This window comes from Brachyspira pulli (genome assembly GCF_036997785.1).
GTDB lineage: Bacteria > Spirochaetota > Brachyspiria > Brachyspirales > Brachyspiraceae > Brachyspira > Brachyspira pulli.
On the sequence record NZ_JAWLQI010000016.1, the window covers coordinates 1 to 19,699 of the forward strand.

The 19,699-nt window shown below is 23.9% G+C and carries 19 protein-coding genes; 2 read left to right on the forward strand and 17 right to left on the reverse strand.

From position 1 onward, the window contains the following. Window positions 1–296 precede the first annotated feature (296 nt). Both R4K56_RS05170 and R4K56_RS05175 read left to right on the forward strand, forming a co-directional pair. A complete protein-coding gene (locus R4K56_RS05170; protein WP_335759475.1) occupies window positions 297–1,640 on the forward strand; it encodes an MATE family efflux transporter in 1,344 nt (447 codons plus the stop codon). A 75-nt stretch (window positions 1,641–1,715) separates the two neighbouring features. Next, window positions 1,716–2,252, forward strand: a complete 537-nt coding sequence (locus R4K56_RS05175) for a flavin reductase family protein (RefSeq protein WP_335773091.1) — start codon at window positions 1,716–1,718, stop codon at window positions 2,250–2,252. A 95-nt stretch (window positions 2,253–2,347) separates the two neighbouring features. On the opposite strand, the gene R4K56_RS05180 is transcribed toward R4K56_RS05175, so the two are convergent. The 17 genes from R4K56_RS05180 to R4K56_RS05260 form a co-directional block, all read right to left on the reverse strand. After that, window positions 2,348–4,390, reverse strand: a complete 2,043-nt coding sequence (locus tag R4K56_RS05180; protein ID WP_335773092.1) for an ABC transporter ATP-binding protein — start codon at window positions 4,388–4,390, stop codon at window positions 2,348–2,350. Window positions 4,391–4,404: 14 nt separating this feature from the next. Further along, window positions 4,405–5,172 carry a S8 family peptidase gene (locus R4K56_RS05185; RefSeq protein WP_335773093.1) on the reverse strand — a complete coding sequence of 256 codons (768 nt, stop codon included), beginning with the start codon at window positions 5,170–5,172 and terminating at the stop codon, window positions 4,405–4,407. 3 nt (window positions 5,173–5,175) lie between these two features. After that, window positions 5,176–5,937: a GAF domain-containing protein gene (locus tag R4K56_RS05190; RefSeq protein ID WP_335773094.1), complete on the reverse strand. Its 762-nt coding sequence runs from the start codon at window positions 5,935–5,937 to the stop codon at window positions 5,176–5,178. Window positions 5,938–6,038: 101 nt separating this feature from the next. After that, entirely contained in the window at window positions 6,039–6,329 is a 291-nt protein-coding gene (locus tag R4K56_RS05195) for a hypothetical protein (RefSeq protein WP_335773095.1), read from the reverse strand. A gap of 37 nt (window positions 6,330–6,366) precedes the next feature. Further along, window positions 6,367–6,609 (reverse strand): hypothetical protein, encoded by a 243-nt coding sequence (locus R4K56_RS05200; protein ID WP_335786888.1) that lies wholly within the window; start codon window positions 6,607–6,609, stop codon window positions 6,367–6,369. A 20-nt stretch (window positions 6,610–6,629) separates the two neighbouring features. After that, entirely contained in the window at window positions 6,630–6,896 is a 267-nt protein-coding gene (locus R4K56_RS05205) for a hypothetical protein (RefSeq protein WP_335786889.1), read from the reverse strand. A 31-nt stretch (window positions 6,897–6,927) separates the two neighbouring features. Continuing rightward, a complete protein-coding gene (locus tag R4K56_RS05210) occupies window positions 6,928–7,200 on the reverse strand; it encodes a hypothetical protein (protein ID WP_335786890.1) in 273 nt (90 codons plus the stop codon). Between the two features lie 244 nt (window positions 7,201–7,444). Continuing rightward, on the reverse strand, window positions 7,445–7,711 hold the full coding sequence (locus R4K56_RS05215) for a hypothetical protein (RefSeq protein ID WP_335786891.1): 267 nt from the start codon (window positions 7,709–7,711) through the stop codon (window positions 7,445–7,447). Between the two features lie 32 nt (window positions 7,712–7,743). After that, window positions 7,744–8,019, reverse strand: a complete 276-nt coding sequence (locus R4K56_RS05220) for a hypothetical protein (protein ID WP_335786892.1) — start codon at window positions 8,017–8,019, stop codon at window positions 7,744–7,746. A gap of 33 nt (window positions 8,020–8,052) precedes the next feature. Then, a complete protein-coding gene (locus R4K56_RS05225) occupies window positions 8,053–8,355 on the reverse strand; it encodes a hypothetical protein (RefSeq protein WP_335772192.1) in 303 nt (100 codons plus the stop codon). 22 nt (window positions 8,356–8,377) lie between these two features. Beyond that, a complete protein-coding gene (locus tag R4K56_RS05230; protein ID WP_335772193.1) occupies window positions 8,378–8,659 on the reverse strand; it encodes a hypothetical protein in 282 nt (93 codons plus the stop codon). Window positions 8,660–8,814: 155 nt separating this feature from the next. Continuing rightward, entirely contained in the window at window positions 8,815–9,708 is an 894-nt protein-coding gene (locus tag R4K56_RS05235; protein ID WP_335772194.1) for a hypothetical protein, read from the reverse strand. Beyond that, on the reverse strand, window positions 9,674–12,775 hold the full coding sequence (locus tag R4K56_RS05240) for a toll/interleukin-1 receptor domain-containing protein (RefSeq protein ID WP_335772195.1): 3,102 nt from the start codon (window positions 12,773–12,775) through the stop codon (window positions 9,674–9,676). The genes R4K56_RS05235 and R4K56_RS05240 overlap by 35 nt, the downstream gene beginning before the upstream one ends. Before the next feature lie 88 nt (window positions 12,776–12,863). Next, window positions 12,864–15,737 (reverse strand): toll/interleukin-1 receptor domain-containing protein, encoded by a 2,874-nt coding sequence (locus R4K56_RS05245; RefSeq protein ID WP_335772196.1) that lies wholly within the window; start codon window positions 15,735–15,737, stop codon window positions 12,864–12,866. Window positions 15,738–15,770: 33 nt separating this feature from the next. Continuing rightward, the gene (locus R4K56_RS05250) at window positions 15,771–16,415 is read right to left on the reverse strand and encodes an RNA polymerase sigma factor (protein WP_335758514.1); all 645 of its coding nucleotides are present in this window, start codon (window positions 16,413–16,415) and stop codon (window positions 15,771–15,773) included. A 2-nt stretch (window positions 16,416–16,417) separates the two neighbouring features. Further along, window positions 16,418–18,904, reverse strand: coding sequence for an NAD-binding protein (locus R4K56_RS05255; RefSeq protein ID WP_335769291.1), 2,487 nt, complete (start codon window positions 18,902–18,904; stop codon window positions 16,418–16,420). 101 nt (window positions 18,905–19,005) lie between these two features. Then, window positions 19,006–19,584, reverse strand: coding sequence for a hypothetical protein (locus R4K56_RS05260; protein WP_335759479.1), 579 nt, complete (start codon window positions 19,582–19,584; stop codon window positions 19,006–19,008). Window positions 19,585–19,699 lie beyond the last annotated feature (115 nt).

Sequence of the window (19,699 nt, forward strand, 5' to 3'; positions counted from 1 at the left end):
TTTCATTGTTTATTACTTAAAATATTGTTATAATGATGATATCTTGACATTAAATAATAAAACGATTATACTATTAATTAGTCTAAAAACATACTATTTATAGGGGGTAATATAATGTTTATTTGTTTATATATATTTAAACTTTTAATAGATATTTTTATATCCTCCAAATTTTCTTTAACACACTGTTTTTCTTTTCTATAGGATTGATTATTAGTTTAAGTATTAATTATTAAAAAAACTATTTAATTATTTTATTTGTATTGTAATTTTGCTATTAATTTTAGGAATTAAAAATGGAACTTAATAATAAAACTTTAATAGAAAATAGCAGTATAGGTTTATTTTCTAAATTTGCCATACCAAGCATATTAGGTATGATAATGGGAAGTGCTGCAGTATTTGTAGATGGTTTTTTTGTGGCACATCTTATATCAGCAGAAGCATTTACAGCTATTAATATTGTTTGGCCTATAACGGCATTATCATTTGGTATTTATGTAATGCTTACAATAGGTTCTGTTGCTCTTGCAGGAAAATGTATAGGAGAAAATAATATAAGACGTGCTAATTTGATATTCACTCAAACTTTAATAGTGGTTCTTACAATAGCCAGTGTTCCTCTTTTAATATCATATTTATTTAGGGAGGCTTTACTTCCTATATTTGGGGCACATGGAGAAGTTTATAATTTATCATTAGATTATATAGAAGGCGTATTATTTGCTACATTCTTTTGGGGAATGGCTTATGTTTTAAGTCAGTTTGTAAGGCTAAATGGTTCTCCTAGATTTGCTTCCGCTATGTTTATAGTATCATCATTGGTTAATATGGTATTGGATCCGCTTTTTATAATAGTATTTCATTTTGGTATTGCTGGTGCTGCTTGGGCTACTGCTATTGCTCAGATAATTGCATTTATAATGGGATTATTATATTTCTTTAAACCTAATTGCAGATTAAGAATAATAAAAATTTATGGAGGCTGGATATATATATTAAAAGCTGCTTTCAATGGTTTTTCAGAATTTTTAAGTAATGTATCATCAGGACTCATACCTTGGCTTTTTAATATAACAGCTTATAATATTTCAGGAAATAGAGGCATACTTGTTTATTCCGTAGCCAATTATGCTATAATGTTTTTTATAATGCTTGCTTATGCTATAGGTGAGGCATTAGAACCTTTAGTAAGTGTTTCCTATGGTGCCAGAAATAAAAACAGAATGAAAGATTTTTTAAAGATATCAGTGTTTTTAATTTCATCTATATCAATACTGGCTTCAATTATACTTCTAATTAATCCTAGTTTGCTAGTTAATATGCTTTTGAAAGATGTTGATGCTCAAACTTTTGATGATGCTATGTTTTTTGTAAGAACTTCCATACCTACATTTATAGGAGTTGGAATCAATGTTATAATGAGTGCATATTATACTTCTGTTCAAAAGGCTGGAGCTTCTGCAATTGTTGCTGCTTTAAGAAGTATGATTTTACCTATTTTATTGGTATTAACTTTGCCTAACATATTTGGATTTATAGGATTGGTTTTAGTTTTGCCTATAAGCGAAGTAGTTACTTTATTGGTATCTTGTGCTTTATATAAAAATAGAAGTGCTGCAGTTTTAATTACTGATTGATTTTTATATTACTTATACTTGAAAATAAAATGATTTTTAGTAAAATCATTAATTATATTTTATGGAGATAATAAAATGAAAAATAAAATAGATGTTTTAGATTATGCAACTCATATACTTAAAGAAACTAAAAAAGGAATTATTGTAACAACTAAATCAAATGATAAAGTAAATGCTATGTCAATTTCTTGGGGAACTTTGGGTATAGAATGGAATAAGAATATATTTATAATTTTTATTAGAGAAAACAGATGTACTAAATCTATGCTTGAAGAAACTAAAGAGTTTTGCGTTAATATTCCTACAAGCGATATAGATAGAAATATAATAAAGGTATGCGGTACAAAATCCGGATATGATACTGATAAAATAAAAGAACTTAATTTAACTTTGGAAGAACCTAATATTATTTCAGTACCTTCAATAAAGGAATTGCCTTTAACTCTTGAATGCAAAGTTATATACAAACAAAAACAAGATGATTTACAAATACCTGATGCTATAAAAAAATCTTTTTATCCTCAAGATGTAGACAGCAGTTTCTATGGATCAAATAAAGATTATCATATTGCTTATTATGGTGAAATAGTTGACAGCTATATCATAGAATAATTTAACAATAAACTTTTTAAAACATAATCCTTATATTATGAATTTTATAACTCATAATATAAGGATTTATATATTTTATAAGCGACAATAGTAAATCATAAGTTTTCAGTATAATATGCTTTTTTGTAAGGCCCTTCTATTTTCAGAAGTTCTTCATGTTTACCATACTGTATTATATTTCCATTATCAAAGAAGTATATCATATCTGATGAATCTGTTATTGAATAGTCATGTGTAACGAAAATAATTGTTTTATCTGTACTATTTGCAATATCATTAATAGTTTTTTCTATTATAGAAACATCTCCTCTTCCAAGTCCTGTTGTAGGTTCATCTAATAATAGTATAGGACTATCCATAAGTAAAGCTCTAGCTATTGCTATTCTATGTGCCTGTCCTCCGGATAAATTGCGTCCTCTATCTCCTGCTTGGAATTGTAAAGATGCCATAAATATTTTATTTGTCAATGAATTTGATTCTAAAATTTCTAATATGTAATTATATATTTCATTTCTAATATCATTTTCTAAATTTGAATTATTGGAAATCTTTTCCATTTTTAATCTGCTTCTTGTGATAAAATCAAACACTGTAACAGAATCAGGCATTTCTTCTTTTTCTATTATTCTTATATATTCTTTATATTTTAAATTATCTAAATTTGATAAATATATATTCGATATGTTTTCAAGCTCTTCTATAGATATTATATTATTTTGTACTGAAAATATAGGACTATTGAAAAATATTTTTAATATATCATCAAAAATATTAGCTTGTTTACATACTTTTATTATATCTTCTGTTGCTACATTATCATTTCCATATATTATATTTTCATATATAGAACGATTAAATATATATGGAAACTGATTTACGTATGTAATATTTTTTCTTATTTCTTTAAGGGAATAGCTGTATATATCTTCTCCGTCTATTTTTATATTTCCTGATTTTAATTTATGAAATCCAAATAATAATCCTAATACTGTACTTTTACCGCTTCCGCTTGAACCAACTATAGCTATTCTTTCACCTTTATTAATTTTAAAGTTTATATTTTTTAATATAGGTGAATTTTCCTTATATTCAAAACATACATTTTCAAATACTATATCTTTATTGAAAGTGAAATCTTTTTTAGAATCTTCATTAAATAAATTAATGTTATCATCTTTATAATCTAAGAACTCAAATACCCTTGTTATAACAGGTTTTATTTGATAGTATTGCATAGAAAAATTTACTATTGATAGAGCAGAAGATAATAACAATGAGTTTGAAGATGTAAAAGTTATAAATTTAGAAATTGTTATTCCATACAAATTAAGTATAATAAAATTTCCGCAAAATACTAATAAAATAACTGGCATCATATCTGTTAAGAATTTTAAGATATTACTTCCTAAAGATCCGGTTGTAATAAGTTGTTTTTGAGATCCCATTAATTTATTTAAATGTTGTTTTAATTCTTCAGTTTCCTCATTTTCTTTAGAATATACTTGAACTTCTCTTACAGCAGATATAGTTTCTTGCAAATCATTCATAACATTATCATAATCGCCTAAAACTAATTGATTTTTTTTCATTACATATTTATTAAAAGGTATATAAATGACTATATATATTGGAATTATTGATATAGATATTAAAGTTATCATTGTATCTAATTTTAATAAATATAATAAAACACCTATAAATGTAAATAAACTTAAAATAGGTGATAGAAGAGAATTAGTTATGAAGTTTTGTAAAGTACCAACATCATTCATTATTCTTGATAATAAAGAACCTGTTTCATAAGTGGAAAAGAATTTTGGAGATAGTTTTATTATATGATTAAATATAGTAACTCTTATATCCAATAATATTTTTTGACTCAAATTAGTGTAGAATATTGTATTGATTTGAGATAATAAAATTCCTAGTATTATGAATATTGCCATTAAACCTGCAAAGTAAAATAATAGCTCTTTATTACCTGCTTCTATAGCATCTATTGCTAATTTTTGATTGTTAATAGGTAATATATTTAATAAGGTTATAACCGCAGCAAAAATAAATACTATAATCCACATTACTATATATGGTTTTAAAAAAGGAAATAATTTGCTTATTCCATATTTTTTATTATTCATGATATGATTCCATTTTATTTATTATTGTCTTCTTTTTTATTGCTTATGTTTTTTAATATGCTTTTTATTTCAAAAGGTGATAAATCTTTATTATTTTCTTTTAAAAGTGCTACTATTCCTGAAATGTGAGGGGCAGCAAAACTATTTCCTATCATCATCATATATGAATTGTTTACCCAAGGTACTCGTATATATATTCCTCTAGCTAAAAATTCTATACGATTACTATTTCTAAAATAAAATTCATATTTATCATCACTTGCTATCGCTTCAACAGATATTACAGGTGATAGTATAGAAGGTATGCTTGGTATAGGATCATTATTAGCAGCTGCAACTAATGTTATATTTTCATAATATGCCCTGTCTAATAAATTATAAAAATTACTGCTGTAAGTTTGATTAGTTGTTCCTAAACTTAAATTTATAACGTCCATATCATTTTCTATAGCCCATTCCAATCCTTTAAGAAATACATCTACTTTTCCGGATAATTTATTTCCTAATACTTGTATACTGTAAAGTTCAGCATCTTTAGCTATAGAATGTATTATACCGGCACATGCAGTACCATGTCCGTACTGATCAAAACCTTTATAGTCTTTTAATACAACCTCATCATTTTCATATTCTATAACAACTCCTCCTTTTATAACATCACTTCCTTTGAATACATCATGAGATGCTTCTACACCGCTGTCTATTATTCCTACTTTAACTCCTTTTCCTGTTAAACCTTTTAGGAATTCATATTTATCCATATTAAAAATATTAGAACTCATAAATCATTTCCTTAATAATTTTTTTTCTAAATGGGATAGATAGTTGCTTAAAAATAGTTTGCAGAAATTTAATTCTTTTTCATCTATGTCGCCTATTTTATTTAATATTTCAGCTATTTTTAAATTTTCTTTTAATAATGGATTATTAGTATATGATGATAAATCTTGTTTGATTTCTTCTTTTTTATCATCTTCTAAATTTTTAATAGCAGATACAAAAATTTCTCTTATATTTCTATCTGTATAATTATCTTCAATGACAATAGAAGCTATTTTAGCAAATGAGTATAGATGATGCATATCAAGCTGAGAGAAATGAGTATCATCTTTTTTATTTATAACTTCTAAAACACCAATAACATTATCTTTTATTTTTATTGGAACTATTGCTATATCATCTATTTGTATATTAATGGTATTTTCTGTATCATGCAAAGCAGAACTTACAGATTTATACATTTCTTTATTTTTAGAAACATCAGCTATATTCAAAGCTTGTCCTGATATAAATACATTTCCTGTTATACCTTTACCTATAGGTACTTTAAAATTTTCAACTTTTTCATTATTTAAACTTTTATATGCTTTTAATTCCAAATATTCACTGCTATTATCTAATAGTAATAAATGTCCGGCTTCTGAATCTGTGATAGAAACAGCAGTTTCTATTATTCTATTGAAACATTCTTCTTCCTGTTTTGAAGAGGTAAGTAAAAGAGCAAAATCCATTTGCTTAATTAAAGAAAAAAAATCTGACTTTTCCATTTTATTATTATACCTTCTATTTAAAATATAAATCAAATATACCCATAAATTAATACAGAAAAATTATGAGCATATTTGAAATTAAAAAAATACGATTGATTTTATCTAATACTATTTCTTATAGTATCTACATTATATGTATTTCCAAAGTCCATTATAGCACGTACATTTGAAGAATTAAAACCGTCAACTGTTACTGATCCTACTATATTTGCTAAATCTTGTCCATAACTATAACCTTGAACTTCTGCTTCTGTATATTTACCACTTTTTACTAGAATATCTTTCATAGTGTCTATTATTTCTTTAGCTCTTTGAGGGGATACTTCATATTTTTTAAATTCTTCATTGGAAATTTCGTAAAATTTTCCATCTTTATCTGTAAAAAGCATTTTTGTTCTCCTTTTTAATTAATTTGAAAATTTAGAATTAAATATCGCAATACCAGGCATTACGCTCACGGTTATATTCACAAGGTACTATTTTTCCTGAATCTGTTTGGTAGTGGACAGTAGGATACCAATATCCAGCTACTTCATTATTATTATTATTTGAAGATTTGTTTTTTATTTTACTTAAAATCTCTGCAGCTCTCTGACTATTTACTTCAAATTCTGCATATCTTTCTTTTGGTATTTCGTAAAATTTTCCTTCTTTGCTTACAAAAATCATATTGTTAATCCTTTTTTTAATTAATAAAATATATATGCGGATTTATACTCGCCATCATTTGCAGTCATTAAAACTATAGAATTAAGTTTTTTATTATGAAGCTTTAAATGATTATCAACAATATCCTGATAAGATTTTACTTCTATATCCTCTATATTGTTGGTTTCTAGCATACATTTTTTAATATCAGCAAGTATTTCTGATGCTCTTTCTGATTTTACTTCAAATTCTGCATATCTGTCTTCTGGTATTTCATAAATTTTACCACTTTCATCTTTAAATATCATTATTTTATCCCTTTTATTAATTTAAATATTTTTAAATTCTACTCCATTTCTTTCCGTCATATTGCACAGAACCGCCCCAAAAATTTTCGCACGTAGCACCTTTTCTAACTTGTCTATTTGGACCTAAACCTGAACAATACATACCTCCCATATAACCAGAAACCTCATTATTATCTGAATTATTTGAAACAAATTGTTTTAATTCTTCATTAATTTCAGAAGCTCTTTGTCCGCTAACTTCAAACTCAGCATATCTTTCATTAGGAACTTCATAAATTTTACCATTTTCATCTGTAAATATCATTATATTTATCCTCCATTTTATATTTTTATAAAATTAATATAAACTTTTATTTGTTATATATACACTTATACTACAAATTGTACAGGCTAGAATTACAAAATAACAAATATCTTATTATTGTTTGAAGAAGTTTTTACAACTTCAACATATACTTCAAATTCTGCATATATTTCTTTTGATATTTCGTAAAATTTTACTTCTTTATCTTTTATCTTTAAAAATCATATTATTAATATTTTTCAAATTAATAAAATATATATGCGGATTTATACTCGCCATCATTTGCAGTCATTAAAACTATAGAATTAAGTTTTTTATTATGAAGCTTTAAATGATTATCAACAATATCCTGATAAGATTTTACTTCTATATTCTCTATATTGTTGGTTTCTAGCATACATTTTTTAATGTCAGCAAGTATTTCTGATGCTCTTTCTGATTTTACTTCAAATTCTGCATATCTGTCTTCTGGTATTTCATAAATTTTACCACTTTCATCTTTAAATATCATTATTTTCTCCCTTTTATTAATTTAAATACTTTTTACATCTTATTCCATTTATTTCCGTCATATTGCTTAAAACCACTACCAAAGCTATAGCAAAGACTTCCTTTTGTAGCTTTTTTTGTACTTGGAGTAAAACCTACACAAGCCGGGCCTCCCATATAACCAGAAACCTCATTATTATCTGAATTATTTGAAACAAATTGTTTTAATTCTTCATTAATTTCAGAAGCTCTTTGTCCGCTAACTTCAAATTCTGAATATCTTTCATTAGAAACTTCATAAATTTTACCATTTTCATCTGTAAATATCATTATTTACTCCTTAAAATATTTTGTATATATAGATTAATATCTTCTCATATTATTAATAATATTTTGACCAGTTTGATTAAATTGATTTATATATTCTTGATTTCCTGTACGTATTGTAGAAATAGCAGCAACTACTCCATATGCAGCATAAAGTCCAAGACCTACAGCTTGACCAGTATCATTCATATACCCTGCCACTTCATTATTAGATGATGACTTGTTCATAGATTTAGCCATATCTAAAATTTCTTTAGCTCTTTGAGGTGATACTTCAAATTCTGCATATCTTTCTTTTGGTATTTCATATATAGAACCATCTTTTCCTGTGAATATCATTGTTTACTCCTTATAAAAATTATTATACTAATAGATTCCAACCTGTATCAGAAACCCTATAAGGTTTTTCTCCCACAAGTAGTACACTTCCAGTATTTAATTTACCATTAGCATCTAATGTACCTGCAAATGCTAACATATTATTATAACCTTTAACATCAGAATCATTTTTAGAAATATTAGAATCTACTTCTTTTTTAACATGTTCTAATATTTCTCTTGCTCTTGCATCAGATACTTTAAATTCTGAATATTTTTCTTCTGGTATTTCATAAATTTTACCATTTTCATCTGTAAATATCATAATGGCTCCTTATTTATTATAGATATTAGAAAATAAATATTTACTAATTATCTTACATAAATAAATACGTAGTTTTAAAGAAAAAACGTTTTTTTTTATATTTTTTTTAATAAAATTCACTTTTTTATGATTTATTTTTAATTCTATTAATGTTATTATTTAGTAATTAATATATTGTTTTTATCATAAAAGTTTGTATAAGAATTTCCATTAGTATCATAATCTACCGTGTATTTAGCATATCCGAATCTGCTTGTAATAAGATTTCCGTCTAAATCATAAAAAACGCATTGAGTTATTCTGTTGTTTGAATCATATTCTCTATGAGATCTGGCATATTTGTCAACGCTGTCTATTATTAGATTATTATTAGTATCATAATGTCTTTCATTAATTAAATTACCGAAATTGTCATAATCAAATTCTACTTTATAAAATCTATCAGCTAAAAAAGTTGGATTATTATTAGTATCATAAAATTCTCTGCTTATAATATTAAAACCTTTATCATCATATTTATTGATACGTTTATAATATCCGAAACTATTTAGCATATTTTTATTATTTGAATCATAATATGTAAGTTCATCTTCATTTGTAAATGGATTTCTATATTTATATATTAAATAGGCACATCCATATTGAATATTTGTATTAATAACGAGTTCATTATTAATGCCTGTAAAAATAGAAATTTTCTCTCCATTATTATTGCCTATATAACTGCTATGGTATCCGTCTACTAATATTGGATTGTTATTAACATCATAATAGGATTCTTTTTGGAAGTTATTGCATTTTATTTCTTTGTTATTGATTATATCTTTTATTTTTTCTAAAGGTATATCCTCATATGTTATAGTGGATATATTTTTTGCAATATTTATAGGTTTTTCATCTGTTCCTAAATATGTTATTTTGCTTCTTTTGGCATTGTTATATTCGTATTGTAAACCTGCACATTTACCTTCATCAAATACCCAATACTGAAATTTGCCATTTGCCATATATAATTTATTTTTCATCATAAAAAAGTATTTTAATGACATTTCCTTTTTCATCATAATAATTTGTGGTTGGAACACCGTAATCATCATATTCTATTTTATAACTGGAATATCCTATAGTATTCATAGTAGGGTTTCCATTTGTATCAAAATATTTTTCAGCTATTTCTCTATTGTTTTCATCATATTCTATAAGAAATATAGCATAATTCAATTTTTTAGATAATACCAATTCATTATTTGTTCCATAAAGTCTTAATGATACCCAATTGACATTATCGTCATAGGTATTTGTCATATAAAAATAACCTTTACTTCCAATGACAGGCTCTCCATTAGTACCATAATTTTCCATTGAGTGAATATAATATTTATCATTAAATCTTACTATTTGTCTGAAGAATTTTTCATAGCTTAATACAGGCTCATTATTAATACCGTAATTCTCTGTTACTCTAGTTCTTGTTCCTTCTTTTAAATAATATTTTATAGAGTATGCTATATTCTGATAATTAATAGTAAGCTTATTATTTGTATCACAATAAATATATACTTCATTATTATAGTTTGAACCTTCATATTTGCTATGATAATTTAGTTCATTTGCAATAATAGGATTCATTTTTTTATCATAAAATGATGTTTTTATAATATTTAAATTTTTTATACTGTCATTCTTTATAAAATAGTCAGCAGCATCGTATTTTAAATATTCATATTTTACAGCATATATATTTTCTAAGCCATTTATAGGTTCATTATTAGTGCCAAAATAATATTCTTTAATCAGCATAGAATTAGAGTATTCATATTTAATTTTAGCCGCATTTATGTAAGAAATATCGCCTGTAGTTTCATACACATTTATATGGGCAGCATAGATTTTTGCTAATGTTAATTTATTATCAGTTCCATAAAATGATTTTTCTATTACATTACCTTTAGTATCATATTCATATTTTATTTTATGAAGCATAGCTTTATATTTATTTGTATCAAAGTAATTGTATTGATCTGTTATTAATATAGGTTCATTGTTGGTGCCGTAATAGCTTTCTTCAGTTTTTAATCCCTGACTTCCATAACTTATTTTTCTTACAGCATAATTTTTTTGATTTAGTATAAGATTATTATTATCATCATAATAGCTTTCTTCTATTATATTGCCTGTTTTGTCATATTTTATTCTAGTATCAGCAAATTTAGAATTAAATCCGTAAAATCCCAAAACTAATTTATTATTGGTTCCATAATATTTTTTATTTGTTATTTGATTAAATTGATTATATTTATATTCTACTAAATGATAATATTCATATTGAATAGTTGGTTTAGATTTAGTATCATAATAACTTTCTTCAATTACATTAAATTTATCATCATATTTTATTCTATAAATGGCATAATTATCATCACATATAATTAAATTATCATTCTTATCATAATAGCTTTCTTCTATTAAGTTATCATTATCATCATATAGTCTTTTATATTTGTGATATATTTCACCTGTTATATATTTATTTGTATTTACATCATAGAATGAACCTTCTATTATATTTCCTTTATCATCATATTTCATTCTATGAATACAGTATGAAATATAATTATCAATAATGTATGGAGTTAGAAATAAATTATTATTTTCATCATAGCTTGTTATATTAGTAACATTTCCTCTATTATCAATATCATAAACTATAGATGCACTTCCAAAATAATTTGACTTTATACTCTGATTATTTTCATCAAAGAAAGATTTTTTTATTAAATTGCCGTTTTTATCATAATCTTTTTTTATATAGGAATATCCGTAATTTGTACCTATATAAATTAAATTATTATTCTCATCTATGAATTCTTCTTTTATTAAATTGTAATTATTATCATAATTGAATTGAAGTTTATACATTCCTTCATTATTAGCTTCTACATTACCATCAAAATTAATACCATATTCAGCAGTAACAACTCCGTTATTATCTACCTCATATCTTTTACCATAAAATCCCTCATTATCCGATATAGGTGTATTCCAAGCATCTCTGTAATAAAGTTCATTAGTTACATATCCATCATCATTATAAGAAACTTCATACCTTACTATTTCATTTCCTCCAGATATAAAAGGAAGATTGAATTCATTTTGAAGTTCTATTATCTTTAAATCTGCACTGTACTCTCTAATCATTACTATTTTATTGTTATGGTCTTTACATACTACTCGTTTTACTCCGCCTCTGGTATCTATTTCAGGAATCCATATACTTATATTAAAATTATTTTCATCATCTCTAAGTCTTCCATAACTATTAACTCTTTTTACACTTTTTAAAGTTCTTCTCTGTTCTTCAAATATGTATGTTATAGTGCGTTTTGAATATTGGGATTTAGTTAATTTGCCTATGCCTTTTGGAATCCCATATTGATATACAAAACTATTATAATAAGTTGTTTTTACTCTATTATAGTCCCAAGTGAATAGTATGGCAGATATTAAAACTATTAATAGAGAGAAAGCTATTAATAATTTATTTCTTAATTTTCTTTTTTCTCTTAATTTTTCTCTTTGCCTCAGATCATCAAAATTGCATGCTAATATGCATGATAATATTTTTAATAATGCTATTTGCTTAGTTTCTTTTTCTTTTTGGTCATTTCTTTTTCTGACATCAGCTGCTAAAGGTTCTATCTTTTTTATAATACCATTTTCTTCTGTATATGTTAATTCTTTATTAAATGCTTCATACGGTTCTCCGTCTATTAATAAAGCGATGATTCTGTCAAATCGTCCAAGCTCTTTAAATATTTTGATTTCTCTTTCAACCCAAATAGATTCAGGTGTGTTTTTAGAACATATTACTATTAAATATTTAGAATGTATTAATGCTTCTTCTATACTTTTATTTAAATCAGAACTGCTTGGTAATTCTTCTTCATCTCTAAAAACTCTGCCTATTCTTTTAGGGAAACCTTTTTTTACAAGTTCTTTAGGTACTCTCCAAGTTTCAAGAGATTCTAATAACCATTTAGCCCATTTCTTATCTTCTTCTAAATGTCTGTAACTTATAAATACATCATAATTGTATATAATTTCTTTATCTGACATAATATTGTATACTTTTTTAATAATTTAAAAGTTTTTTAATATACATGGCAGAGTATATCATAATTATAAAAATTATCAATGTATATAATTATTTTTTATCAAATATTAATTCATTGTTTACATCATAATATTTATACATACGCTTATAATTATTATCAAAAAATTCTATACGTCTGAAACATTTAAAAATTTTGGATATAACAGGTTCATTATTAATTCCATAGTTTTCAATAGTATTGGAAAGATAATTTTTTATATATATAATTTTAAAAACACCATCACTATTTAATACAGGATTATTATTTATTCCAAAGTTTTTAGAAACAGATATTGATATATTATTTGTATATGAATATTCAGTTATATTATATGCATATTTGTATATGTTATTTATTATTAATTTATTATTGGTATCACAGTAAATACGTATTGAATATTTGTTATTATTTCCGTAATATTCAGAATGATAATTTTCTTTTTTTAGAATTATAGGATTATTGTTTTTATCATAAAAAGAATTTTTTATGATATTCTTTATTTTTATATTTTCGTTTTTTATTAAATTAGTAATATATCCATAATCTAAATATTCATATTTTATAATAGATAAATTATCATAAGCATTTATAGGTTCATCATTTATTCCATAATATGATTGTTTTATTAGCATAGAATTGGAATATTCATATTTTATTTTAGAGGCATTTACTAATATATATTCAAATTCTCCAATTGAGTCGGATATATCTAAAGTTAATAACATTGGTTTATCATATATATCATAGAATGATTTTTCTATAATATTTCCTTTATCATCATACTCATATTTTGTTTTATGGGTGCTTACATAATTGTCAATTGTAAAAACATATTCTTTAGAATAAACAGGTTCTTCATTAATACCGTAATAACTTTCTTCTATTTTGTATCCTTTTTCATCATAATTAATTTTTTTTACAGAATAATTTCTTTCATTTAGAATGAGATCATTCTTATCATTATAATAACTTTCTTCTATAATATTCCCTTTTTTATCATATTTTATTCTGCAATCTCCTCCTTTTCCCCAATAGCCGTTATTTAATATTAGTTTATTATTAGTATCAAAATATTTTTTATTGATTATTCTATTGTAATTATCATATTTATATTCTATCAAATGATATTCTTCTATTTGAGATACTGGTTCATCATTTATATTGTAGTAGCTTTCTCTAATTAAATTATAATTGTCATTATATTCTTTCTTTATAATAGCATACTGATTATATGTTGCTGTTAAATTATTATTTTGATTATAATAACTTTCTTGAATTATATTGTCATTATTATCATATTTTATTTTATATTGATGATATTTTAATTCTGTTATGTATTTATTAGTATTATTATCATAGAAACTTCCTTCTATAACATTACCTTTATCATCATATATCATATTATGCATGCTATATGATATTGATCTGTATACTGGTGGCTGTAAAAATAAATTATTATTTTCATCATAGCTTGTTATATTAGTAATATTTCCTCTATTATCAATATTATAAACTAAAGATGCACTTCCGAAATAATTTGATTTTATACTCTGATTATTTTCATCAAAGAAAGATTTTTTTATTAAATTGCCGTTTTTGTCATAATCTTTTTTTATATAGGAATATCCGTAATTTGTACCTATATAAATCAAATTATTATTTTCATCAATTAGTTCTTCTTTTGTAAGATTGTAATTATTATCATAAGTAAATTGAAGTTTATACATTCCTTCATTATTAGCTTCTACATTACCGTCAAAATTGATACCATATTCAGCAGTAACAACTCCGTTATTATCTACCTCATATCTTTTGCCATAAAATCCGTCTTTGTCTGATATAGGTGTATTCCAAGCATCTCTGTAATAAAGTTCATTAGTTACATACCCATCATCATTATAAGAAACTTCATACCTTACTATTTCATTTCCTCCAGATATAAAAGGAAGATTGAATTCGTTTTGAAGTTCTATGATTCTTAAATCAGCACTATATTCCCTAATTATTACTATTTTATTGTTATGGTCTTTACATACTACTCGTTTTACTCCGCCTCTGGTATCTATTTCAGGAATCCATATACTTATATTAAAATTATTTTCATCATCTCTAAGTCTTCCATAACTATTAACTCTTTTTACACTTTTTAAAGTTCTTCTCTGTTCTTCAAATATATATGTGACAGTTCTTTTAGAATATTGAGATTTGCTGAGTTTTCCTATACCTTTTGGAATTCCATACTGATATACAAAGTCATTATAATAAGTTGTTTTTACTCTATTATAGTCCCAAGTGAATAGTAGGGCAGATATTGAGATTATTAAAAGAGAAGCAGTTATTAATAATTTATTTCTTAATTTTCTTTTTTCTCTTAATTTTTCTCTTTGTCTTAATTCATCAAAATTGCATGCTAATATACGGGATAATATTTTCAATAATGCTATTTGCTTAGTTTCTTTTTCTTTTTGGTCATTTCTTTTTCTAACATCAGCTGCTAAAGGTTCTATATTTTTTATAATACCATTTTCTTCAATGTATGTTAATTCTTTATTAAAAGATTCATAAGGCTCTCCATCTATTAATAAAGCTATTATTCTATTGAAACGTCCAAGTTCTTTGAACATTTTTATTTCACGTTCAACCCAAATAGATTCAGGTGTATTTTTAGAACATATTACTACTAAATATTTAGAATGTATTAATGCTTTTTCTATACTTTTATTTAAATCAGAACTGCTTGGTAATTCTTCTTCATCTCTAAAAACTCTGCCTATTCTATTAGGGAAACCTTTTTTTACTAATTCTTTAGGTACTCTCCAAGTTTCAAGAGATTCTAATAACCATTTAGCCCATTTCTTATCTTCTTCTAAATGTCTATAGCTTATAAATACATCATAATTGTATATAATTTCTTTATCAGTCATCTTGCTGCTCCCCATAATATGACAAGAGAAATTTTATATGTTTTTATGGTTTAATTTGGTTATACAATTTTTTATTTTATTATTATAAGCTAATTTTATTTTTTCTAAAGTATGATCGGATATATTATATTTAGCTTTTATGTCTTTTATTTTTATATCTTTGTTTAAAAATGAAAAAACATACTCTTTGTATATAATAAAACTGTCATCTATATATTCATGAGATTTATTTTTTACTTCTATTAAATTTGATAATTTTTCATTACACATATTGCATTTACTGCATACAACATCCATACTTTGTTTTATTATGGCTTCAATAAATAAGAATAATCCTTCTTTATACTCTTTATATAAATCATTTATTTCATTATCGGATATAGATAAATTTATGAGTTCATCATTAAATTCTTGTAATTCATATTTTGTATTTATTTTATTGTTTTTTCTTCTAAGGAAATCATTTACTCTTGAGTTAATCATTATAAATATATAGCCGTCTATTTTTTCATACCCGTTTTTTTCAAACCCATTTCCTATTTTATTTAATAGCTCTATATATATTTCCTGCATAATATCATTGGCATCTTCATAGTTGCCGACTTTAGAGTATATCTTATATATATACGTTTTGTGATTTCTATCAATAGAATCAATTAAATCTAATATTTCCCACATAATTAATAATTTTTACCTATTTTATATTTTATAAATGAATTTAATTTTTTATTATTAAAAAGTATATCTCTCATCTTATCCAGCAAATCATAGTTTACGATAAAATCAGTAGATAAACTTCTATTTGTAGAATTGTCATCTAATATATAATATTTAGTTACAAATTCTTTATCATTATCATTTAAATCTTCTATAATCATTTGATATTCTTCATTGTTAATTGCTATAGGTATATCTATTAATCCCATAGAATCTTTGTATAATTCATCATTTGATAATTCATCAAATGGTACAAGTAAATTATGGAGCCTCATATGAGTTTTTATGAAATTCAAAGTTTCTTTTGTGTAATTAGAACCTATACTGTCAAATCCGGATAATATTTTAGATACATACCACCTTTTATGTTCTAATCTTCTGAGTAAATCTATATCTTTTATTTCTTTTAAAGGAGTATGTTTTCTTTTATCATTGAAATCTAATATTGATAATCCTATATAATCTAATTTAATATTAAGGAATCTGGCAGCATATCTGTTATCATTTCTTTCTCCTTCAGATAAAGTATTCCATATTCCATTATTATTAGCTGTTGGCATTTTACAATATTCAGAATGTATTTTTTTAGCTATTATATCTAAATCGTTATATTGTAATGAATAATCTATAGAAGATAGGTAATTCATAGAAGCAAATATATCTATTCCTACCTTATAGTATTTATTATATAGCTCAGGATTTGCCTCTAATATATTTGTTTTTGAATCTAAATATACAAATATTTTTGGCTCATCTTTTAATGATAGATTTTTGAACAAAATTTGTCTTGTTTCTATTGCCCAATTTAATGAATTTTCTTCATTTTCAGCATAAATTAAACAAGAAGATAATTTCTTTAATAGTTTAGCTATGTTTTCAGGAATTTCATTATTTATAAATGAAGGATAATCTAAGAAATGCAAATTTGCAACTCTGCTTAATTCAGGAAGTTTGTTTATCAATACATTATTATAAAATTCTTGATTTTTATCTACAAATATTAAATTAATATTATTATCTTTACCAACTACAAGAAGTATTAATTCCCTTATTATTTCTATAACATTATCATTTACACCGAAAATAAGTATTATAGGTTCTTTTCCTTCATTAATATGAATATTTCTTACAACAGAATACTTAGCTATATTATCAATAAATAGTCGTATAGCATTTTTTTTGAAAGAAGAAAATCTTATATAAATAGGGTCTCCGTCATAAGATATAGGTTTGATTTTTTCATAATTTTTATATTTATTATTATCTTCTATATCTACAGTTAATTCTATATTATGATTAATTTTATATGTTCTAACTATTTTAGCAGCTATACTCATAGTTTCTATATTTTTATCATCATCTTCTGAAATACAAAATATTTCATTGCATTTTAATATTCCAGCATTAAATAATGTAGAAGGTTGAGTGTAATCACCTTTTAATTTTAATACTTTTTTATTAAAAATATCTTTAGTATTTATTTCATCTTCATTACATATAAGTACTATTTTTTTATCTTTAGATATTCCATTAAGTACGCATAATGATTTTGTATTACATCCGCATATTATTGTATGGTTGTTAAAGAATATAGAAATTATAGTTCTTGTTATTAAATCCGAGAAAAGATTTTTAAGCATTTGGAATAATGCTCCAGCCAAGGTTATAGGTGCTAAAAAACGGATTATATTAAGCAGCGGAGGTAATTCTTCCATATCAAAACTGGCTTCTAATTGGAATATTTGTAAGGTTTTATAGAATGCTGTTAATATACTTATATCTTCATTATATTCATTTAAACAGAAATCTTTCCAAGCGATTATTCCAAGTATTGATATGAAAACAAAAGATATAACCCAAGCAACAGTCATACTGAAATACGATGCTTTCTTATATATTTTTTCACCTATTATTTTTGAACATATATCACTATTAATACTATTTAATAAGTTTTTTTTTATATCATCTAAATTTTTATTTGTGTCTATATTTAATATAAATGGATTTTTATAATAATTTTCAAGTAATAATGTTGGTATATTATATTTCTTTTTATGATTATTGTTTATGTAATTTTCTATATTTGTATTACTGTCTGTTATAAATATGGATATATCTGTTTTATGGGATATTAATGATATTAACTCTTGATTTGTAATATCTTCATCAATAATAAAACTAGAATTGGATTTTTTTAAGATAAATTCTATATCTTTATTATCTTTTTCTAGTTTGTTTTGAGTAATTATATCTATAACCAGCTGATATTCTATGGCTAATTTTGAAATAGCTATTTCTGCCTCAGTATATAATGTGGTGTATAATTTTACCAATCTTTTAGGATAAATTCTTCTTAAATGATTTATTATATAAGAAAAAGATTCTAATATTTTGTCTTTATCTACATTTCTTGATAGATCTGATATATATATAGTTATAGGGTGATTCATAATAACCTTCAATTAAGTGATTTCATAATATAATAACTCATATTTGAATATGAAGATATCTTCACAATATTACATATATAAATAAATACGTAATTTTGTTATTATGTAGATTTTTTTATAATAAAAATTTTATTTTTTTCATAAAAAATATCTTCTTGATTATAATTTGAGAATAATGTGCCTTTGAACACACATAATCTTTTTTTATCTTTAGTTTTAAGATTTATAATCCATAGTTCTGAAGGAATATTTTTTATACATTCAATATTTCCTGTAACATATATATTTGAATTATCAAATGTTAAATATACAGGCAAATCAGAATCTATATAATTTAATTTTATTGTTTTTTCATTTATATTTTTACTATATCCAACAACTTTGCTTTCTTCTTCTTCCTGTTCATCATACAATATAAAATTGTCATTAGGTATTGAAAAACATATAATATCATTTATTTCTAAATACTTTTTTAAATAGTCATGAGTAATATTTTTAATAATAGAATATTTTTCATCTAATAATAAATGATCGATATTTGATTTATCAGAATTGTTTGAAGAATCTAAGATTATTTTATCAAACATTGTTAAATTTTTTTTATTAAGATTTTTTTGCCTAAAAATATCTGTGAAATATTCCATTATTAGTTCCTCTATGCTTTTTTGGTTTTCTAACATAACATCTTCCACTATATAATACGTAAATTATAAAAATAATCTTATTTTTTATTAAAAATTATCGGTATATTTTTATACCTGCAGATAAGAATTATTTTTTATATTATTTATTTTA